Origin of the sequence: Ensifer sp. 4252, from assembly GCF_050434565.1 — a bacterium.
Lineage (GTDB): Bacteria > Pseudomonadota > Alphaproteobacteria > Rhizobiales > Rhizobiaceae > Ensifer.
The window spans coordinates 212,123-228,893 of sequence record NZ_JBNDIU010000009.1; the positions used below are offsets into that span (position 1 = coordinate 212,123).

Annotated in this window: 16 protein-coding genes; 5 read left to right on the top strand and 11 right to left on the bottom strand. The window is 58.6% G+C overall.

All coding sequences use genetic code 11. The features are described 5' to 3' along the window. Positions 1–53: 53 nt before the first annotated feature. From traA to ABIE33_RS18810, 4 genes are read left to right on the top strand one after another with little or no spacing between them, the layout of a single operon-like run. Positions 54–3,362, top strand: a complete 3,309-nt coding sequence (traA, locus tag ABIE33_RS18795) for a Ti-type conjugative transfer relaxase TraA (RefSeq protein WP_429127886.1) — start codon at positions 54–56, stop codon at positions 3,360–3,362. After that, positions 3,359–3,925 carry a conjugative transfer signal peptidase TraF gene (traF, locus tag ABIE33_RS18800; RefSeq protein ID WP_429127889.1) on the top strand — a complete coding sequence of 189 codons (567 nt, stop codon included), beginning with the start codon at positions 3,359–3,361 and terminating at the stop codon, positions 3,923–3,925. Before traA ends, traF begins: the two co-directional genes overlap by 4 nt. Beyond that, positions 3,915–5,078 (top strand): conjugal transfer protein TraB, encoded by a 1,164-nt coding sequence (locus ABIE33_RS18805; protein ID WP_429127892.1) that lies wholly within the window; start codon positions 3,915–3,917, stop codon positions 5,076–5,078. Before traF ends, ABIE33_RS18805 begins: the two co-directional genes overlap by 11 nt. Positions 5,079–5,094: 16 nt before the next feature. Beyond that, entirely contained in the window at positions 5,095–5,712 is a 618-nt protein-coding gene (locus tag ABIE33_RS18810; RefSeq protein ID WP_429127894.1) for a TraH family protein, read from the top strand. A gap of 88 nt (positions 5,713–5,800) precedes the next feature. Here the strand turns inward: ABIE33_RS18810 and ABIE33_RS18815 are convergent, their stop codons facing one another. Then, a complete protein-coding gene (locus ABIE33_RS18815) occupies positions 5,801–7,024 on the bottom strand; it encodes an ATP-binding protein (protein WP_429127897.1) in 1,224 nt (407 codons plus the stop codon). Between the two features lie 255 nt (positions 7,025–7,279). After that, positions 7,280–7,492, bottom strand: a complete 213-nt coding sequence (locus tag ABIE33_RS18820; protein ID WP_082523577.1) for a helix-turn-helix domain-containing protein — start codon at positions 7,490–7,492, stop codon at positions 7,280–7,282. Between the two features lie 186 nt (positions 7,493–7,678). Here ABIE33_RS18820 and ABIE33_RS18825 point away from each other — a divergent pair, with 186 nt between their 5' ends. Continuing rightward, entirely contained in the window at positions 7,679–8,047 is a 369-nt protein-coding gene (locus ABIE33_RS18825) for a transcriptional repressor TraM (protein WP_429127978.1), read from the top strand. On the opposite strand, the gene ABIE33_RS18830 is transcribed toward ABIE33_RS18825, so the two are convergent. From ABIE33_RS18830 to ABIE33_RS18870, 9 genes are all read right to left on the bottom strand, one after another. Beyond that, positions 8,000–8,704: an autoinducer binding domain-containing protein gene (locus ABIE33_RS18830; protein WP_429127900.1), complete on the bottom strand. Its 705-nt coding sequence runs from the start codon at positions 8,702–8,704 to the stop codon at positions 8,000–8,002. The two genes, ABIE33_RS18825 and ABIE33_RS18830, sit on opposite strands and share 48 nt — an antisense overlap. A gap of 226 nt (positions 8,705–8,930) precedes the next feature. Continuing rightward, positions 8,931–10,214: an IncP-type conjugal transfer protein TrbI gene (gene trbI / locus ABIE33_RS18835; protein ID WP_429127903.1), complete on the bottom strand. Its 1,284-nt coding sequence runs from the start codon at positions 10,212–10,214 to the stop codon at positions 8,931–8,933. Positions 10,215–10,224: 10 nt separating this feature from the next. After that, complete coding sequence (trbH, locus tag ABIE33_RS18840; RefSeq protein ID WP_429127906.1) at positions 10,225–10,662, bottom strand: conjugal transfer protein TrbH; 438 nt, start codon at positions 10,660–10,662, stop codon at positions 10,225–10,227. Positions 10,663–10,664: 2 nt separating this feature from the next. After that, complete coding sequence (trbG, locus tag ABIE33_RS18845) at positions 10,665–11,477, bottom strand: P-type conjugative transfer protein TrbG (RefSeq protein WP_429127979.1); 813 nt, start codon at positions 11,475–11,477, stop codon at positions 10,665–10,667. A 16-nt stretch (positions 11,478–11,493) separates the two neighbouring features. Then, positions 11,494–12,156: a conjugal transfer protein TrbF gene (locus ABIE33_RS18850; RefSeq protein WP_429127909.1), complete on the bottom strand. Its 663-nt coding sequence runs from the start codon at positions 12,154–12,156 to the stop codon at positions 11,494–11,496. A gap of 16 nt (positions 12,157–12,172) precedes the next feature. Continuing rightward, a complete protein-coding gene (trbL, locus tag ABIE33_RS18855) occupies positions 12,173–13,357 on the bottom strand; it encodes a P-type conjugative transfer protein TrbL (protein WP_429127912.1) in 1,185 nt (394 codons plus the stop codon). Positions 13,358–13,361: 4 nt separating this feature from the next. Next, positions 13,362–13,538: an entry exclusion protein TrbK gene (locus ABIE33_RS18860; protein ID WP_429127914.1), complete on the bottom strand. Its 177-nt coding sequence runs from the start codon at positions 13,536–13,538 to the stop codon at positions 13,362–13,364. Beyond that, entirely contained in the window at positions 13,532–14,335 is an 804-nt protein-coding gene (trbJ, locus tag ABIE33_RS18865) for a P-type conjugative transfer protein TrbJ (RefSeq protein WP_429127916.1), read from the bottom strand. Before trbJ ends, ABIE33_RS18860 begins: the two co-directional genes overlap by 7 nt. Continuing rightward, on the bottom strand, positions 14,307–16,763 hold the full coding sequence (locus tag ABIE33_RS18870; RefSeq protein WP_429127918.1) for a conjugal transfer protein TrbE: 2,457 nt from the start codon (positions 16,761–16,763) through the stop codon (positions 14,307–14,309). The genes trbJ and ABIE33_RS18870 overlap by 29 nt, the downstream gene beginning before the upstream one ends. Positions 16,764–16,771: the final 8 nt, after the last annotated feature.

A 16,771-nucleotide genomic window follows, 5' to 3' on the forward strand; every position in this document is an offset into this window, starting at 1 on the left:
GCCGTTCCTCACGAACCCGTTGAGTTTGTTCGCAATCAGGAAAGATTTCTGCCGTGGCTGTTCCCCATTTCTCCGTCAGTGTAGTGGCCCGCGGCTCCGGTCGCAGCGCGGTGCTGTCGGCGGCCTATCGGCACTGCGCAAAGATGGACTACGAGCGGGAAGCAAGAACGATCGACTATCGCGCCAAGCAGGGTTTGTTGCATGAGGAGTTCGCCGTTCCGGCCAATTCACCCGAATGGTTGCGGTTGATGATTGCAGATCGATCGGTGTCCGGCGCCTCAGAAGCCTTCTGGAACAAGGTCGAGGAATTCGAGAAACGCTCCGACGCCCAGCTCGCCAAGGACGTGACGATCGCCCTCCCGATCGAACTTTCACCCGACCAAAACATCGAGCTTGTCCGGGACTTTGTGGCAAGGCTCATCACCGCGCAGGGCATGGTTGCAGACTGGGTCTTTCATGACGCGCCGGGCAATCCGCACATCCACATGATGACCACTTTGCGCCCACTCACCGAAGACGGGTTCGGCGCCAAGAAGGTCGCGGTTCAGGGGCCAGACGGCAATCCAATTCGCAATGATCACGGAAAGATTGTCTACGAGCTTTGGGCCGGAGGCATGGCCGAGTTCAACGCGTTTCGCGATGGCTGGTTTGCCTGCCAGAACCGTCATCTGGCCCTTGCCGGTCTCGACATTCGTATCGATGGCCGCTCCTTCGAAAAGCAGGGTATCGAGCTCAACCCGACAATCCACCTTGGGGTCGGGACGAAGGCGATCGAGAGGAAGACAGAGGGGGAAGCGGAGAAGGCGGCTCTTGAGCGGCTTGAGTTGCAGGAGGAACGGCGAAGCGAGAACGCGAGACGCATCCAGCGGCGGCCGGAGATCGTGCTCGACCTGATCACGCGCGAGAAGAGCGTTTTCGACGGGTGTGACGTGGCGAAAATCCTGCATCGCTATATCGATGACCCCGGCCTGTTCCAGGGGCTGATGGCCCGCATTCTGCAAAGCCCGCAGGCGCTTCGTCTCGACCGGGAACGCGCTTCATTTGTGGCGGGCGTGCGGGCGCCTGCTAAATATACCACGCGCGAGCTGATCCGGTTGGAAGCGGAGATGGCAAATCGCGCGGTTTGGTTGTCACGCCGATCCTCGCATGGCGTTCGGGAGGCGGTGCTCAAGGCGACGTTCGCGCGTCACTCGCGCCTGTCCCAGGAGCAGAAGTCGGCGATCGAGCATGTGGCGGGGCCCGAGCGGATCGCCGCTGTCATTGGCCTTGCCGGCGCCGGCAAGACGACGATGATGAAGGCTGCGCGTGAAGCGTGGGATGCAGCGGGCTATCGTGTCGTCGGTGGCGCGCTTGCCGGCAAGGCTGCCGAAGGGCTGGAGAAGGACGCGGGGATCGTCTCGCGCACACTCTCGGCCTGGGAACTGCGCTGGAAAGAAGGCCGAAACCAGCTCGACGACAAGACGGTCTTCGTTCTCGATGAAGCGGGCATGGTGTCATCTCGGCAGATGGCGCTGCTCGTCGAGACCGCCACGAAGGCTGGCGCCAAGCTCGTCCAGATCGGCGACCCGGAACAGCTGCAGCCAATTGAAGCGGGCGCTGCCTTCCGGGCCATTGCCGATCGTATCGGCTATGCAGAACTTGGCACTATCTATAGACAACGCGAGCAGTGGATGCGCGACGCGTCGCTCGATCTTGCTCGTGGCGATGTCGGCAAGGCGGTCGAAGCCTATCGCGCAAATGGCAGGCTCCTTGGCTCCGAGCTTAAGACCCAAGCGGTGCAGAACCTCATTACAGACTGGGACCGGGACTACGATCCAACCAAGACGACGCTGATCCTCGCCCACCTTCGGCGCGATGTGAGGATGCTGAACGATATGGCGCGTGCGCGGCTCGTTGAGCGGGGCTTGCTCGACGACGGTTTCGTGTTTCGAACAGAGGACGGGAACCGCCATTTCGCGTCTGGTGATCAGATCGTTTTCCTCAAGAATGAGGGATCACTGGGCGTCAAGAACGGCATGCTCGGCAAGGTCGTCAACGCTGCTCAAAATCGCATCGTCGCGGAAGTTGGCGAAGGAGAGCATTGCCGCCAGGTGACGGTGGAGAGCCGCTTTTACAGCAATATCGACCACGGCTATGCCACAACGATCCATAAGAGCCAGGGCGCCACCGTGGAACGGGTGAAAGTGCTCGCTTCGCTCTCCCTCGATCGGCATTTGACCTATGTTGCGATGACCCGACACCGGGAGGATCTCAGCGTCTATTACGGCAGGCGTTCATTCGCCAAGGCCGGCGGCCTGATTGAGATCCTGTCGCGGAAGAATTCGAAGGAAACCACACTCGATTACGAGAAGGCGACCTTCTATCGCCAAGCGTTGCGCTTCGCCGAAGTGCGCGGCCTGCACCTCGTGAACGTCGCGCGCACGATCGCCCGTGATCGGCTCGAATGGACCATCCGGCAGAAAAGCAAACTGGCTGACCTGGCTCACCGGCTCGCCAGTATCGGCGAGCAGCTCGGGTTCGCCGTTGGCGCCAAAACACTCAACGCGCAAAGCCTCAAGGAGACCAGACCCATGGTTGCCGGTGTCGCCACATTCGCGAAATCGATGGAGCAGGCAGTCGCTGACAGGCTCGAAGCGGACCCGGGCTTGAAGCAGCAATGGGAGGATGTCTCGACCCGCTTCCATGTCGTCTATGCCCAACCGGAAGCTGCCTTCAAGGCGGTCAATGTCGACGTGTTGCTGAAGGACGAGGCCGCTGCGAAAACGACACTAACGAAGATCGGCGGCCAACCAGAAAACTTTGGTATGCTCAAGGGCAAAACCGGGATGTTCGCAAGCCGCGCTGACAAGCAGGACCGCGAACGGGCGGAACGCAATGCTTCGGCACTCGCTGAGAGCCTCGATCACTACATACGCCAGCGCAGTCAGGCCGAACAGCGCTATCAAGCCGAGGAACTGGCCGCCCGACGCAAAATGGAGATCGACATTCCGGCGCTGTCTGCGAGCGCTCGGCAAACGCTGGAGCGCGTGCGGGATGCCATCGATCGCAATGATCTCCCTGCGGCGTTGGGCTTCGCTCTCGCCGACGGACGAGTGAAGGCTGAATTGGACGGGTTTGCCAAGGCGGTCACCAAGCGCTTCGGGGAACGCACGTTCCTGCCGCTCGCCGCCAAGGACACGAACGGAGATACGTTCAAGACGATCACAGCTGGCATGAAACCCGGTGAAACCGCAGAGGTCCTGTTGGCGTGGAAGTTGATGCGCGCGGTGCAGCAGCTCAGCGCTCATGAGCGCACGGTCGATGCCCTTAAACAGGCCGAGACGCTACGCCAGACGAAAGTTCAGGGGCTGTCGCTGAAATGACCGCCATCCACATTGCAACCGCGCCGATGAAGCGGCGTGATAACGCGCTCCTATTCGGTCTGGCCATGATCACAATGGCGTTCCTCGGCGCGATCTCTAGCGCCTGGTTCGGTCACTATCGGATCAATCTCACGCCGAGCGAACCGCTTGGTCTCTGGCGTATCGGCAAGCTCGATCGTCCGGCCGCTGTTGGCGATCTCGTCTTCATTTGCCCACCGCAAACCTCGAGGATGCGTGAGGCGCGCACGCGCGGGTACCTGCGCTCTGGTCTCTGCCCGGGCGGCGTCGCGCCCCTCGTCAAGTCGATCATCGCCGTCGCCGGACAGCGTGTCGCAGTGGGCGTTGGCGTCAACGTCGACGGCCGTTCGGTTCCCTCCTCCAATGTGGTGCAGCTTGATGGACAAGGACGGAAGATGACGCCGTTCCCGGGCGGGATTGTGCCGGCAGGTTCTGTGTTCCTGCACTCACCCTTTGCGGGGTCCTACGACTCCCGTTATTTCGGGCCCATCCCCGAAGCGGGAGTGCTCGGCCTGGCGCGAGAGGTGTGGACCTATGCACCGTAACCACTATCGCCCAGCGCTTCTGGTCATCGCTGCGATCGTTGCCGGATGGAGCGGATGGAGCGGCAACGTCCTGCTTCTGCCGATCGCGTTGGTGTTTCCTGTCCTCTGGTCGCGGGCCTCGACGAGATCTGTGGCACTGCTTGTCTCGGCTGGGTATTTTCTCGCAGCGTCCCGTGGTTTGCCGCACGGCGTCGCGGCCTTCTACGCCTCCGACCTGTGGCCCGGCCTGTTGCTTTGGCTATGTGCCTCGGGGAGCTTTGTTGCTGCGCATGCGCTGCTCTGGACGAAGCGCCCCGGCGCTCGCCCGTTCCGTTATCTGGCGGCGGTCATCCTTATGGCGCTTCCACCCTTCGGCATCACGGGCTGGGCGCATCCAGTGACGGCGGCAGGCGTTGTCTTCCCAGGATGGGGATGGTGGGGATTGTTTGCGGTCACAGCCGGCCTCATGGGCCTCGTAACCCGTGCGTGGCCGGCTGTTGCCATTATCCTTTCGGGATTTTGGCTTTGGTCCGCCGCAAACTGGACCGACCCGAAACTACCCGAAGGTTGGCTGGCCGTCGATCTTAAGCTGGGGGCTTCACTCGGCCGCGATGCGAGTTTTGAGCGTCACCGTACCCTCATTGCAACGGTGAAGGACCGCGCACCGATTGGCATCAAAATCGTCGTCCTGCCTGAAAGCACCTTGGGCTTCGGGACACCAACGGTTGAACGGCTCTGGATCAGCGCCCTGCGAGGGACTGGCATCACCGTGGTGGCCGGTGCGGCCACGCTTGATGCAAAGACTTATGATAATGTGCTCATCGGCCTATCGGCGGGCGGCGGCGAGGTCCTTTATCGCGAGCGGATGCCGGTCCCCGGCTCGATGTGGCAGCCGTGGAGGTCGTGGTTCGGCAAGAGCGGTGGCGCGCGGGCGCATCTATTCGGCTACCCAATTGCGACGGTGGCCGATCGTCGGGTCGCACCGTTGATCTGTTACGAGCAGCTTGTTGTCTGGCCGATACTGCAATCGATGCTCCACGATCCAGACCTGATCGTCGGTGTCGGAAACGGATGGTGGACCAAGGGGACATCCATCGTCGCAATCCAACAGGCGAGCACCATCGCCTGGGCCAGGCTGTTTTCAAAGCCGCTCACTCTTTCCTTCAACACCTGAAGCACGAGGAGACGTCATGTTGGACGCTGCCCTGATCAACGAGTGCGCCGATCCCTCTCTCCAATCCGCCATCGTCGAGCAGTTCGTGGATGTCGCGGGTTCGACGGATCCCCTCGCCGTGACGGTCAAATCGGGCGGCCGGGTGATCCTGGTCCCAAAACCGACCTCGGTCGACGAGGCGATGGCGATCGTGCGGCAATATTCCGGATGGGCGGTGGTCCGCGTCGGCCTCACACAGTTTCCGGCGGGTCTCGGCGTTAAGGGCGCCGCTGACCTGAAGCCTGAACTCGTCGACGCTTGCGAAAACCTTCGCAAGGGAACGGCGCTGTTTGCCAAGATATTGAGAATTGTCGCCAAGTGGTATGGCAATCCCAGGAGCGAAGAAGCCCTTCCGCAAATATTCGACGATGCGGTCTATGCATGGAAGACGGGGGAGTTTGAAGGCGTCAGAGTGTTTCAGGCAGCAGATCCGCGCGACGAGGTGGGAACCGGTGGCGCGAATGGCGAACAGGGGGATGAGAAACAGTCGCCTGTAGCTGAGGACGCCGAGCGGACGGCTGATCCATTGCAGGAAAAGGTAGATATTGGTGCGGCGGACATGCGGATCGATCTTACGAGGATAGGAGGCAAGTAGGCACGTGAGCCCTCGCGCGACGCTAGAACACCAGGGGACTGCGCGGTCGTCCTTGAGAGCCTGACACTTGAAGCACAATTCCGAAGCGCTAACGCCACAACGCGGAAAAGGGTACGGCGTATAGCCGCTCTCCAAATGGGATCACCTTTTCATGGTCGTACAAGACAATGCCTGAAACGAATTTCTCTCCGACCGCTTCTGCCAAGATTCGCAATCCAGAAAAATCGGTGCTCGATACGGTCGCCGCTGCCTTTACCTCTATGCCGACAATTCGTCCTCTTCTGTCTTCTATAATGATGTCGACTTCGTTTTGTTCTTTGTCGCGAAAATGCGAAAACTCAAAGCGTTCTTCCGCGCCACTCGCGAGCTTCAGGATCTCGGCAAAAACGAAAGTTTCCAACAACGGCCCAAAATGCCCTCTTTCTGCCCTTAGCCGGTCAAGCGAGAGGTCCCTAAGAGATGCAAGAAGACCAGAATCGAGAAAATGTACTTTGGGCGTCTTCGTCAGGCGTTTCAGCGTGTTGGAAAACCAGGGCTGTACGGTCCGCGCGAGGAATAAGCTCTCGAATATGCCAACATATTTTTGCGTTGTGATGTGATTCATCCCGATAGCGGCGCCAATTCCGGAATAGTTCACGAGTTGTCCCGAATGCTCCGCCAAAATGCGCAGTAACCGCGGCATTTGAGCGATTTGCTCGACTTGCGCGATATCGCGAACATCGCGTTGAACGATCGCTTGGACGTAATCCGCATACCAGTCCTGTCTGCGGGTCAAAGTTTTCCGCCCCAATGCCTCGGGATATCCCCCTGCGAGAACTGCAGCCATCAAGTCGTCGCCGACGATCGAATCTCCTGCTTTGACGTCGTTTCGAAAGGCATCGCGCAGGAAGTCGCCGCCCCCTGCCCTGATTTCGCTTTGAGCGAGCGGTAGCAATCGAACGACCTCCATGCGTCCTGCAAGCGAGTCCGCCACGCGTGGCAGCGTCATGAGATTGGCTGAGCCCGTCAGGAGAAAACGTCCCGGACGTTGGTCGGTATCCACACTTTCCTTGATTGCCAACAACAGTTCGGGCGCGCGTTGGATCTCATCGACGATGGCACGGTTCATACCTCTGACGAACCCAACCGGGTCCTGTCGAGCTGCTTCGAGGGTCGTGGCATTGTCGAGTGTGTAATACTCCATTTCCGCGCTAGCCATTTTCTTGGCCAGTGTGGTTTTGCCCGATTGTCGGGGGCCGACGATCAACACGACGCGCGTATCCAACATAGCATCGTTAATTCGTTGTTCGGCGAGCCTAGGATATAACGCCATAGTTCCCCCTCATCTGACTGTTTGAAATTAGTGCTGCGTCTAATTGAAAGTCAAGGAGCGTCCATTTGAAATCTCTTTGACGTCCAATTGAAAGATAGGCAAGTGTAAGCCGCGACTGGTATTCGATTCTTGGGTTGAGTAGTCGTGCTACGAGTCGCAACGAGGTCGCGGTCGAACGTTCTGTGACGGGCTCGAGCTAGCTGACGGGATAGAAGAAATAGCCGAACACTGGCCCATTTTGCTGGGAGCGCCGGGCTAGTTTGGGTTCGCCAAAAGCTCGCTCGGATCGACACCCAATCCTTCCGAAATTTGCCCCAAAACTGTGACGGTGGCAGAAACGTTTGCCCGTTCAATATCCCCGATATGCCGGACGCTCAGGCCAGTACGGTGGGCCAGTTCTTCCTGCGTCAGTTTCTTGCCATGACGTATTCGACGCAAGTTCATCGCCATGACCTCCTTGAGATCCATCGCATGAGCGGAACCCTAATCGGCACTATCGTGCCAGGAACTATAGTTCCGATTCGACGATGCATGTGCTATCACGCACCTGTCGATCATCTCACTGTTACGATTTAGTAGAGTAGTGGTCTTCGGCATAGAAACGGCCACTACATACCGGGTCGAACGAGGCCACGGAGCTTGGGGAATATGAAGATGGAAGACGCTGGATCCTTCAAAGACAAGGGAGCGGAGCGCACATCTCGATACGGCTCGATCAGCAAGTCAGAATTGGAGAGGCTGGCAGTTTCAGCCATCCGCGAACACCGCGCGCTTCTCGCGGCGGATCAGGCCGTATACGAAGAGTGGCTGCGCGCAACCGACGATCCGTCGATCTCCAGCGCAGTCCTACAGACTCTCCAGGACGAATATCTGGCACGCCAAAAAAAATCCGAGTCCCAGCAAGAGGCGCTGTCGGAGATTCTAGACATGCTCGGTTTCTTGCCGGCGGTGCCTATCGACAACGCCGACCATGAGTCAAACGAGGCGCCGATCCTTGGCAATGGCGACGAGGTGAGGAACTGAATCCGCACCCAGTTTGTGACGTGCTTGATCGAGATAGTGTTGGACGGTGCGTGGCTTGATGCCAGTGATCATCGCGATTTCCTCCCCCTTCTTTCCTTTCGCAGACCACATGAGGCAGAGCATTTCCCGCGGCGACAAGGCCCGCTTGGGATTGAAAGTCGCTTTCGCTGCAACAGCCTTTAGCTGGTAATGGATGGCCATCAGCAATTGGAGCGCCTTGTTAGAATCGAGTGCTCCTGAGACGCTCGCTTTCTTTTCCGGCGACGAGAATGTCAGCATGATCGCGGACCCATAACTTCCCTCCACGCGGATAGTGACACCGGATCGAATACCATGGTCGATCGCCTCGTCGCGAAATCGCCGCAGGTCCGAGCTTCCGCGTGCTGGCCAATCGTCCGCGGCCCACTCAAACATCTCTCGCATCCGCCTCGCTTCGATGACGACGGGGTCGAGGGTGGAGTATCCGCTCTTAAGGTAGTCGCGTTCCCATGGGCCGGGATACGAGTTGAAGGTCTTGACCTGAAACCCGTCAGTTTGAAGATAGGCGAACCGCTCATATCCATGCATATTCGCGAAGTGTTTGAGAGCGCTCTTTATCATTAGCTCATCGCAGGCGGCTTCCAGCCTGTCGATGGACGATCGAAGGTGGTCACTCACATCATCCCTCCCGTTTTCTTGATCTGGCAAAAATTCCCCTGGCAACCTTTGGTAGTTCTGCGTCGAGAGATTCTCTCGACCCGTGTTGCATATCACTAAGAGTGAGAAGAGATTTTTCAAGTCACGCTACCGTAAATTGCAGCAGCATGTTTGTGCCAGCGGCGGCATTTTGGTTGCAACGTCTCACAAATCTTCAGAGAGCAACGCGTCGCGGTCCGGACTGGGGCTATCCACGGTAGATAGAAGGAAAGATGATGTCCTGGTCGACGAGCAGATTGAACTTGTAGCCTGGCCGAATGCGGATTGTCGGCTGAACATTGAGGTTCTTCGAGATCGTTTGCTCGGCTACGCGACCAAACGTTTCTGCGAAGTTTCGCCGAGCGGCATCAGATGCCGTGTCCTGTGACGCACGCGTCGAGCTCTCCGGCATCGACATGTCGATGCCAGTCCCAATCAGGGCGATCAGCGCGGCCGATCCGAATGTCCTCAACAGGTGCCGGTCGACCTTGTCGCTAAAGCCCCCATATCCCTCGGCATCGGTACCCGCCATGCCTCCGACCTGCAGCGTCGATCCGTTTGGAAAGATGAGATCGGTCCAGACGACGAGCACACGCTCTTGGCCGAAGGATACTTTGGAATCATAGCGGCCGAAAAGCTTCGCTCCCTGGGGAATGAGAAGTCGGTGACCGGTCGCACTGTCATAGACATTCTGGCTGACCTGAGCTGTGATCCGGCCGGGTAAATCGGAGTTCAGCCCCGTGATCATGGTGGCCGGGATGACCGATCCGCGTTTCAATTCGAATGGTGACAGCTGCGGGACCACCTGGTTGGGCAAATAGCCGAGATCCTTGATGTCCTGGTTGAAGAAATCCACTTTCGAGGCCTGGCGGTTCTGGTCGCCTTTTTGGTCCATGGGACCTGCGTTGAGCGCAGCCGCGTAGAGATCTGACGTCCCGCTTGTCATAGCGGTTGCTCGGGCGACAGAGGCCTTCGAATTGTCGGGCGTGCCCGAGACGACTGCAACGTCTACCTTCAACGGCGAGTCATAGGCGGTAGCAAGCGCCTGAAGCCGCGCCATGCGCTGGCGCTGCGCCTCCCGGAAATACTGCTCATCTTGCTCCCGCTTCAGTCGCGTTTGCCAGTCTTTGTCAGTTTCGGGCTGCGGCAGTTGTTCAACCGGACCGTTCGCAATGATGGGTTCCTTGTCGCGTTCTCTTTGAGTGATCTCTGGTGTCGGTTGAAGGGCCTCCTGTTTATCGGGTTCGCCGATTATGCCGTCAGTAACACCGCGCTTCAGCTGTTCGCCATAACTTGTCGCTGGCGTGCTCCCCGCGTTGCCGACCTCGTTGCTCCGGTTAAATGAAAGCCCTCGCCAGGACAGACCGAGGATCACAATGCCAAAGAACAGCACGATGACTATCAACGCGATTATGATTGGAAGACGATTGAGGCGACGCATTTCCTGCTGGTCATCATTGCCGGAAGCGCCAAGCTGAAGGGACTGGACCATTCACTCTTCCTCAGTTGTGGCGCATGATCGAGAGCGGGCTCGCTGGCGTCGCGCCGTTTGGTGTCTGCGTGTAGGCACGGGCAATGGCTATCGAAGGCGTCGTGAGGCGCGCAAGGACCTGACCATCGAAAATGTCGATCGCATAAGTAAGCGCTACCGGTCTTTCTTTTATGGTTGTCTTGCGCTCCGGAGTAACTGTATAACCCCACCCCCTTAAGGCTGCTTCGAGTGCGATCGCGTACTCGGTTTCGCTTTTATCGAGCCTGATCGTTGTCGTTTCTGGCGAGCCGGTCTGTTCGGCAAACCGGCTTGCCATATCGCCGGCGATCGCACTGGCAGCTGGTCCGGTGACCGCCGTCGGAGCAGAGTTCGTTGTGAGTGCTTCGTCTCCCGTCTGGCAACCCGTTAGCAGCCCGACCGTGAGAACAAACATGGGCAATTCGCGCATCGTCAGCCGCCTCTCCGGATAGTGATCTTCTGGCGGCGCCAACCAACGCCGGAAACGAGCAGCGCTTTCTCGACTGCATAGTCGACGATCATCATGTCGTTCTTCATTCGGTAATTGACGATGCGGTTCTGGCCGCCGCTGACGACAAAGAGCACTGGCGCATCTTGACCAGCTATGGAGCGGGGAAACTGGATGTAGGTCTTGATGCCATCGGAATAGACCCGCTTCGGTTTCCAGGCTGCGCTACCGCTCACGGAATAGGAAAAGCTCAAAGCCTCCGGCCTTGCTCCGGCAAAGCTACCGGTTTCCAGGCGCGAGTTGATGTCGGCCAGCTTATGAGACGTGTCCTCGGGATATTCAAAGCCCACCCTCGCCATATACTGGCTGGGATGAGATTTGAGCTGGATATGATAGGTGCGTCGCGAGGTGGTGACGACCATTGAGGTGACGAGGCCGGGTTCGGATGGCTTGACGATGAGATGGATTGCCTGCCCGCCAGCCACCCCCGATGTCGCGGGCTCTATCTTCCAGCGCACGGTGTCGCCGACGAGAACATCACGAACGATCTCGCCGCCCTGCAGCTCGATATCGCAGACCTGCAAAGGAGAGCAGACGACAGAAGGCTGGGTCTCGCCAAAAAGGAAAATGACCTTCCCGTCAGCTCCCTTTGTGACGAGACCTGAAGAGCCGCGCCATTTACCGGAAATGCTCGTCCCTTTGGCTTCGTTCTTACTCATGCTTTGGGCCTCCGCGGTCATAGCGAAGACGAGCCCAGCCATGCAGCTCGCGGCCGCACTGAAAACTGTTTTGTGCATTTTGATGTCCTTGCCCTCAGAGCTGTGCGGTCCAGTCAAAGTCCTGGACGTAGAGGCCGATTGGATTGAGGCGAATGATCGCTTCGTCCTGCGGCGCGGTGAGTACGACGGTCGCGATACCGCGGAAGCGGCGTGTGTCGGTTTCCTTGCCCTTGCGGTCACGCTCATACTCGGACCAGTCGATCTGGTAGGTCTGGTTCGATAGTGCAACGATGTTGTTGACCTCGATTGCAACAGTCGAAGTCTTCGCCTTTTCGAACGGGGAGTTGCCGCGGAACCAGGAATTGATTTTTTGGGTGGACGGGTCCGCGGCGCGAACAAGGGCGTAGGTACGATCGATGTATTGCTTCTGTACGACCGCGTCCGGAGAGACACTTCGGAAACTCGTGACGAAGTTGCCGAGCATCGCGCGCACCACACGCGCATCGGCATACTCGATCTGTTCAGGGAAACCCGAAGTGACCGGCGTACCGAGCTTGTCTACTTCGACGATGTAAGGCACTAGCCTGACCTGGGTGCTGAGGTACAGCGCATAGCCGAAGCCGATGATGGCCATGGCCAGACTGAGAACCCCGATGGTCCGCCAGGCGGCCGCGGCTTTGACATAGGATCCGTAGCGCTCAGACCATTCTTGACGTGCCGCAAGGTATGGGTTTTCGGGGACGTGGTTTGTGGCCATAGTCGATCCTTTGGGGCTAGGTTTTCTCGTTTCGCTCAGGAAGAGGCGTCTTTCCACTCCCACGGCCGCGAGCCTCGTCCAACTTTGCGTTGGCGAGACCCAGCAGCGAACCGGCATAGGCGCCAGGAGACCCGATCGCTTTCTCCTTGGAGGCAGAACCGGTTGCCTTCGCTCCCGAGCTGAGAGTTGACCAAGCCGCGCTAAGCGCTGAACCGCCGATCGACGAACCGGCAGCACGGGCGGACTGGGCTGCTGCAGCCCCGGCGCCAACCGAGCCGGCTACCAACGAGGCCGCGCCAGCGGCGAACGACGCTGCTTGACTTCCGTGACGGATGGTTTCCATGCCGCCGGACACAGAGGCACCTTGGACCACGCCTTGGATGATGCTTGGCACGTACATCGCGATGATGAAAACGACGACTGCGATACCAGCTATTGCAAGCGCTGTTTGGAACTTATCGCCGGAGTCCGGCTCATTCGCAAGCCCGATCAGAACTTCGGACCCAATACGCGAGATCATCACCAGCCCCATCAGCTTCATGCCAACGGAGAACGCGTAGACTAGGTATCGAATGGCGAAGTCTTTCGTAAGCGACGATCCCCCGAGCCCGAGCATGATCATGCCGGCAAGTAGCCCCAGGTACATCTCGACCATCACCGACACGAAGATTGCGGCGACCAAGGAAAATGCGATAACCGACACGACCATGGCGAGGGCCGCTGAGATTGCCAGTGCGTTGTCCTCGAAGAGCCCGAACTGGACTTTTTCGGACATCTTCGTTGCGACGGTTAGGCCGGCGTTGAAAACATCTGCGGGCGAAGCCGTACCACCACCGGCTCCAATCTCGAAAAGACTATCGACAACTGCCTTCGCGAAGACAGGTCCCTGCTCAAGCACGAAAGCAAAGAAGCCGATGAACATAATGCGGCGGACAAGCTCGGCGAACCAACTGTCCAGTGAGGCCGCCTGCAAGGCAAGCCAGACCGCGGCAATGCCGATCTCGATGGTTGCCAAAATCCAGAAGAGAGATCTTGCCGCGTTCATCACCGTGGCTTCCCAGCCTCTGGCTGCCGTTGTGATTTGGTTTTGCAGTGATGTGAGAATTGAACCTTCCTGAGCCAATGCAGGATGCGCCGCCAGTACTGCAACCGCTGCGAAAAGCGCGATCATTCGGACGTTGAGAGGGAGCGTTGACGACATGGGATCACCACTCAAACTTCATCTTCTCACCGCCCGACGTTGGGTACTTCTGCGAAGTGCCGAAGTACTTTGCGCGCGCGTCCTGAGCGGCATGTTTTTCTGAGATGAAAAGCCAAACACTCACAATGGTGAGCGAAAGAATGGCGGTGAGCGAGGTCACGATGATCTTTGTTTTCACCATTCCACCTTCATTTTCTCGCCACCGGTTGTGGACGGGGCAGTCGCCCCGAAAAACTCCTCCCTACGCGCTTGGGCCAAATCCTTGTCTGTTTGTTCGGATTGCAGCCACGTGCCCATCATCGTCATCTGCTGCGAGACTAGACCGCGCAGCTTCTGCATCTGGCTGACTTGCTGCGCTGCGATCTGGTGACCGATTTGCAAGGCCTTCATCTGTCCGTCGGCAGATTGCGACATCGATCGGAGCTCATCCATGGTGCCCTCCTCGGTGTCGAACTGATCGGCGGTGAGTTTTGCTGCTCTCAAGGTACCCGCGATCGTGTCGCGGTTCGTGTCTGACCAGGACTGGTAGCTCAACGAGAAGCTCTCGCCGTTTGGCAGATCCGCCTTGAGGTCTGAGTAGCTTTTGAAGCGTTGCTGCAGGACGTCGTCGGCGTTGCCCATGGAAAAGGCGATGCTTTGCCCCCTTTCGACGATCCCGCGCAACTTGTTGAGGTCTCGCTCGACCTCGCCCCAAATGTGGTTCGGCAATCGCGCGGTGTTCTGAAGCATATTGTCGTAGATCTTCAGCTGGTTTTGGATTTGCTCGGCCAACTGGGTGATCTGGGTGAGCTGGTTGTCGACCTGCAAGCCACTGGTCTTGAGGAGATCGACGAGTTGAGCGTTGTTGGCGAGTTGCGTCCACTCGGTGGCAGCGCCTGTTGCTGATCCGGAGCGAGCGGGTAGCGGCAATCCGCCCACAATGGTGACGGCAGCCAAGGCTGAAAGCACCTTACTCGATGTTAAGCAGCGACGCGGCATCGGGGACTCCTCTCGTTGTCAACCAGTGGCTTGGCCAGTCCTGACCGTGTGCGGACTTGAGTGCGCGAATGCGCTTGAGGTCCGCCTTGCCCGACGCCCCGACGAAACTCAGTGCAACCGGACCCAGCGCCATATCGAAAAGCCGCCGGCCGTCTGGCGTGACGACGTAATATTCCCGCTTGGGAACCGCCGTCGAGATGATCTCGATCTGCCGCTCATTAAAGCCGATCCGCTCGTAGAACTCGCGCGTCCCCGGCTCGCGGGCCGCGCCGTTCGGAAGGCAAACCTTGGTCGGGCACGATTCCTTCAGCACATCGATGATGCCAGAGCGCTCGGCATCCGAGATTGACTGGGTCGCGAGCACGACCGCGCAGTTAGCCTTGCGCAGGACCTTCAGCCATTCGCGGATCTTGTTGCGGAATACCGGGTGGCCCAGCATCAGCCAGGCCTCGTCGAGGACGATCAGGCTTGGGGAGCCGTCTAGCCGCTTCTCGATCAGGCGGAACAGATAGGTCAGGACAGGTACGAGATTGCGTTCGCCCAGGTTCATGAGGTGTTCGATCTCAAAAGTCTGGAAAGCCCCGAGCGTGAGCCCGTCCTGCTCAGCGTCGAGCAGCTGACCCATTGGCCCATCGACAGTGTAGTGGTGGAGCGCGTCCTTGATCTCGCGCATCTGCACGCCGCTGACGAAATCCGATAGAGACCGGCCGGTGGTCTTGGCCATCAAACCGATCTGGCGCGAAATGGCGTTTCGATGGTCGGGCGTGATCGTCGTGCCCTGCAGGGCAACGAGCATTTCGATCCATTCGCTTGCCCAGGCCCGATCGCCATCATTCGAAAGGTCGAATAAGGGGCAGAAGGCAAGCGCCCTCCCCTCTTCTTCATGATCGCCACCGATCTCGTAGTGTTTCCCGCCAGCGGCCAGCGTTAACGGCAGAAGTGAGTTTCCTTTGTCGAAAGCGAAGATCTGGGCGAATTCGTAACGGCGGAACTGCGCGGCAATCAGCGCCAACAGCGTCGACTTCCCCGACCCGGTCGGGCCGAAGATGAGGGTATGTCCAACGTCATCGGCATGCAGGTTAAACCGGAATGGCGTCGAACCGCTCGCCACCTGCATCAGGGGCGGAGAATTGGGGGGGAAGAAGGGACAAGGGGCGATCGGGCTACCCGACCAGACTGAATTGAGCGGAACCAGATCAGCAAGGTTGCTGGTGTTGATCAACGGTTCGCGAATGTTGCAGTACCAGTTTCCTGGAAGGCTGCCGAGAAAGGCATCTGTCGCGTTGAGCGTTTCGATCCGTGCACCGAAGCCTTCAGCCTGCACCAGCCGGCGGATCGCCTCGGTCTTCTCCTGCAATGCCTCTCGGTCGTTGTCGAAAAGTAGGACAACCGGCGTATAGTATCCGTAGGCGACCAGCTGCGACGAAGCCTGAGCGATCGCGTCTTCGGTTTCGGCAACCATGCTCATCGCGTCCTGATCGAGGGACCGGCTTTGGGTCTGAAACAGCTGGTCGAAAAAGGGGCGAACCTTCTGCTGCCACTTCTTGCGCGTGCGCTCCAGCTTTTCACGCGCCACTTCCGCATCAAGGAAGATGAAGCGTGATGACCATCGGTAGGTGAGCGGCATCAAATCCAGGCTGTTCAGGATCCCTGGCCAGCTCTCAGCAGGAAAGCCGTCGATAGCCACGACACCGAGAAACCGGTTCTCGATCTTCGGAGTGAGCCCATGCTGAAGCTCCGCAGTTGCGATCCAATCCAAATACATAGGGACGTCGGGGAGTCGGATCGGATGGTTTTCCCCGGTTATGCAGAACCGGACGAATTGAAGGAGCTCGTCGTATCGCGCGCTGCGCTCCCCTCCCCTATCGGCAACCTCGCGCGTCTCCATGCGCTGAATCGAAAGGGTGTTTGCGAAATACTGCTCGATCTCGCGTATGCTGTTCCTGAATGTGAAGAGGACCGTGTCAGCGTAGGTTTTCTTCCGGCTGTCCTCATCCGAGTAGATGTATTTGCCGAGCGCAGTTTTCTTCGACTCAGGTGGCCGGTGCGTGAGGATCAGGGCATGCTTGCTCTCAAAGTGCCCCTGCTCGCGCGCGAAATGGGCGCGGCGTTCGGCATCGATCGCGCGCGTCACGGGATCTGGAAAGTGGGACCGATCTTCCGAAGAGTATTCGATTGTCGGAACCCGAATGGCCTCGACCTGGATCATCCATCCGCTGCCAAGCCGTGACAGGATTGCGTTGATATGGCGCGAAAGTTCGTTTCTCTCGAGGTCAGTGGCGCTTTCGGAATCGGGCCCAGCGAAGTACCAGCCCGCCATCAGGCTCCCATCTTTCAGGAGCAGGACGCCGTTGTCGACCAGGCCAGCATACGGAACGAGATCAGCGAAAGACGGGCCGGTGGCCCGGAAGCGTTTAAGAGCGACCATGGTTTCCC

Bases quoted from the DNA above. Each gene is read 5' to 3' on its own strand.
- traF (WP_429127889.1), top strand. From the start codon at position 3,359: ATGACCGCCATCCACATTGCAACCGCGCCGATGAAGCGGCGTGATAAC.
- ABIE33_RS18805 (WP_429127892.1), top strand. From the start codon at position 3,915: ATGCACCGTAACCACTATCGCCCAGCGCTTCTGGTCATCGCTGCGATC.
- ABIE33_RS18810 (WP_429127894.1), top strand. From the start codon at position 5,095: ATGTTGGACGCTGCCCTGATCAACGAGTGCGCCGATCCCTCTCTCCAA.
- ABIE33_RS18815 (WP_429127897.1), bottom strand. From the start codon at position 7,024: ATGGCGTTATATCCTAGGCTCGCCGAACAACGAATTAACGATGCTATG.
- ABIE33_RS18820 (WP_082523577.1), bottom strand. From the start codon at position 7,492: ATGGATCTCAAGGAGGTCATGGCGATGAACTTGCGTCGAATACGTCAT.
- ABIE33_RS18825 (WP_429127978.1), top strand. From the start codon at position 7,679: ATGGAAGACGCTGGATCCTTCAAAGACAAGGGAGCGGAGCGCACATCT.
- trbI (WP_429127903.1), bottom strand. From the start codon at position 10,214: ATGGTCCAGTCCCTTCAGCTTGGCGCTTCCGGCAATGATGACCAGCAG.
- trbH (WP_429127906.1), bottom strand. From the start codon at position 10,662: ATGCGCGAATTGCCCATGTTTGTTCTCACGGTCGGGCTGCTAACGGGT.
- trbG (WP_429127979.1), bottom strand. From the start codon at position 11,477: ATGCACAAAACAGTTTTCAGTGCGGCCGCGAGCTGCATGGCTGGGCTC.
- ABIE33_RS18850 (WP_429127909.1), bottom strand. From the start codon at position 12,156: ATGGCCACAAACCACGTCCCCGAAAACCCATACCTTGCGGCACGTCAA.
- trbL (WP_429127912.1), bottom strand. From the start codon at position 13,357: ATGTCGTCAACGCTCCCTCTCAACGTCCGAATGATCGCGCTTTTCGCA.
- ABIE33_RS18860 (WP_429127914.1), bottom strand. From the start codon at position 13,538: ATGGTGAAAACAAAGATCATCGTGACCTCGCTCACCGCCATTCTTTCG.
- trbJ (WP_429127916.1), bottom strand. From the start codon at position 14,335: ATGCCGCGTCGCTGCTTAACATCGAGTAAGGTGCTTTCAGCCTTGGCT.
- ABIE33_RS18870 (WP_429127918.1), bottom strand. From the start codon at position 16,763: ATGGTCGCTCTTAAACGCTTCCGGGCCACCGGCCCGTCTTTCGCTGAT.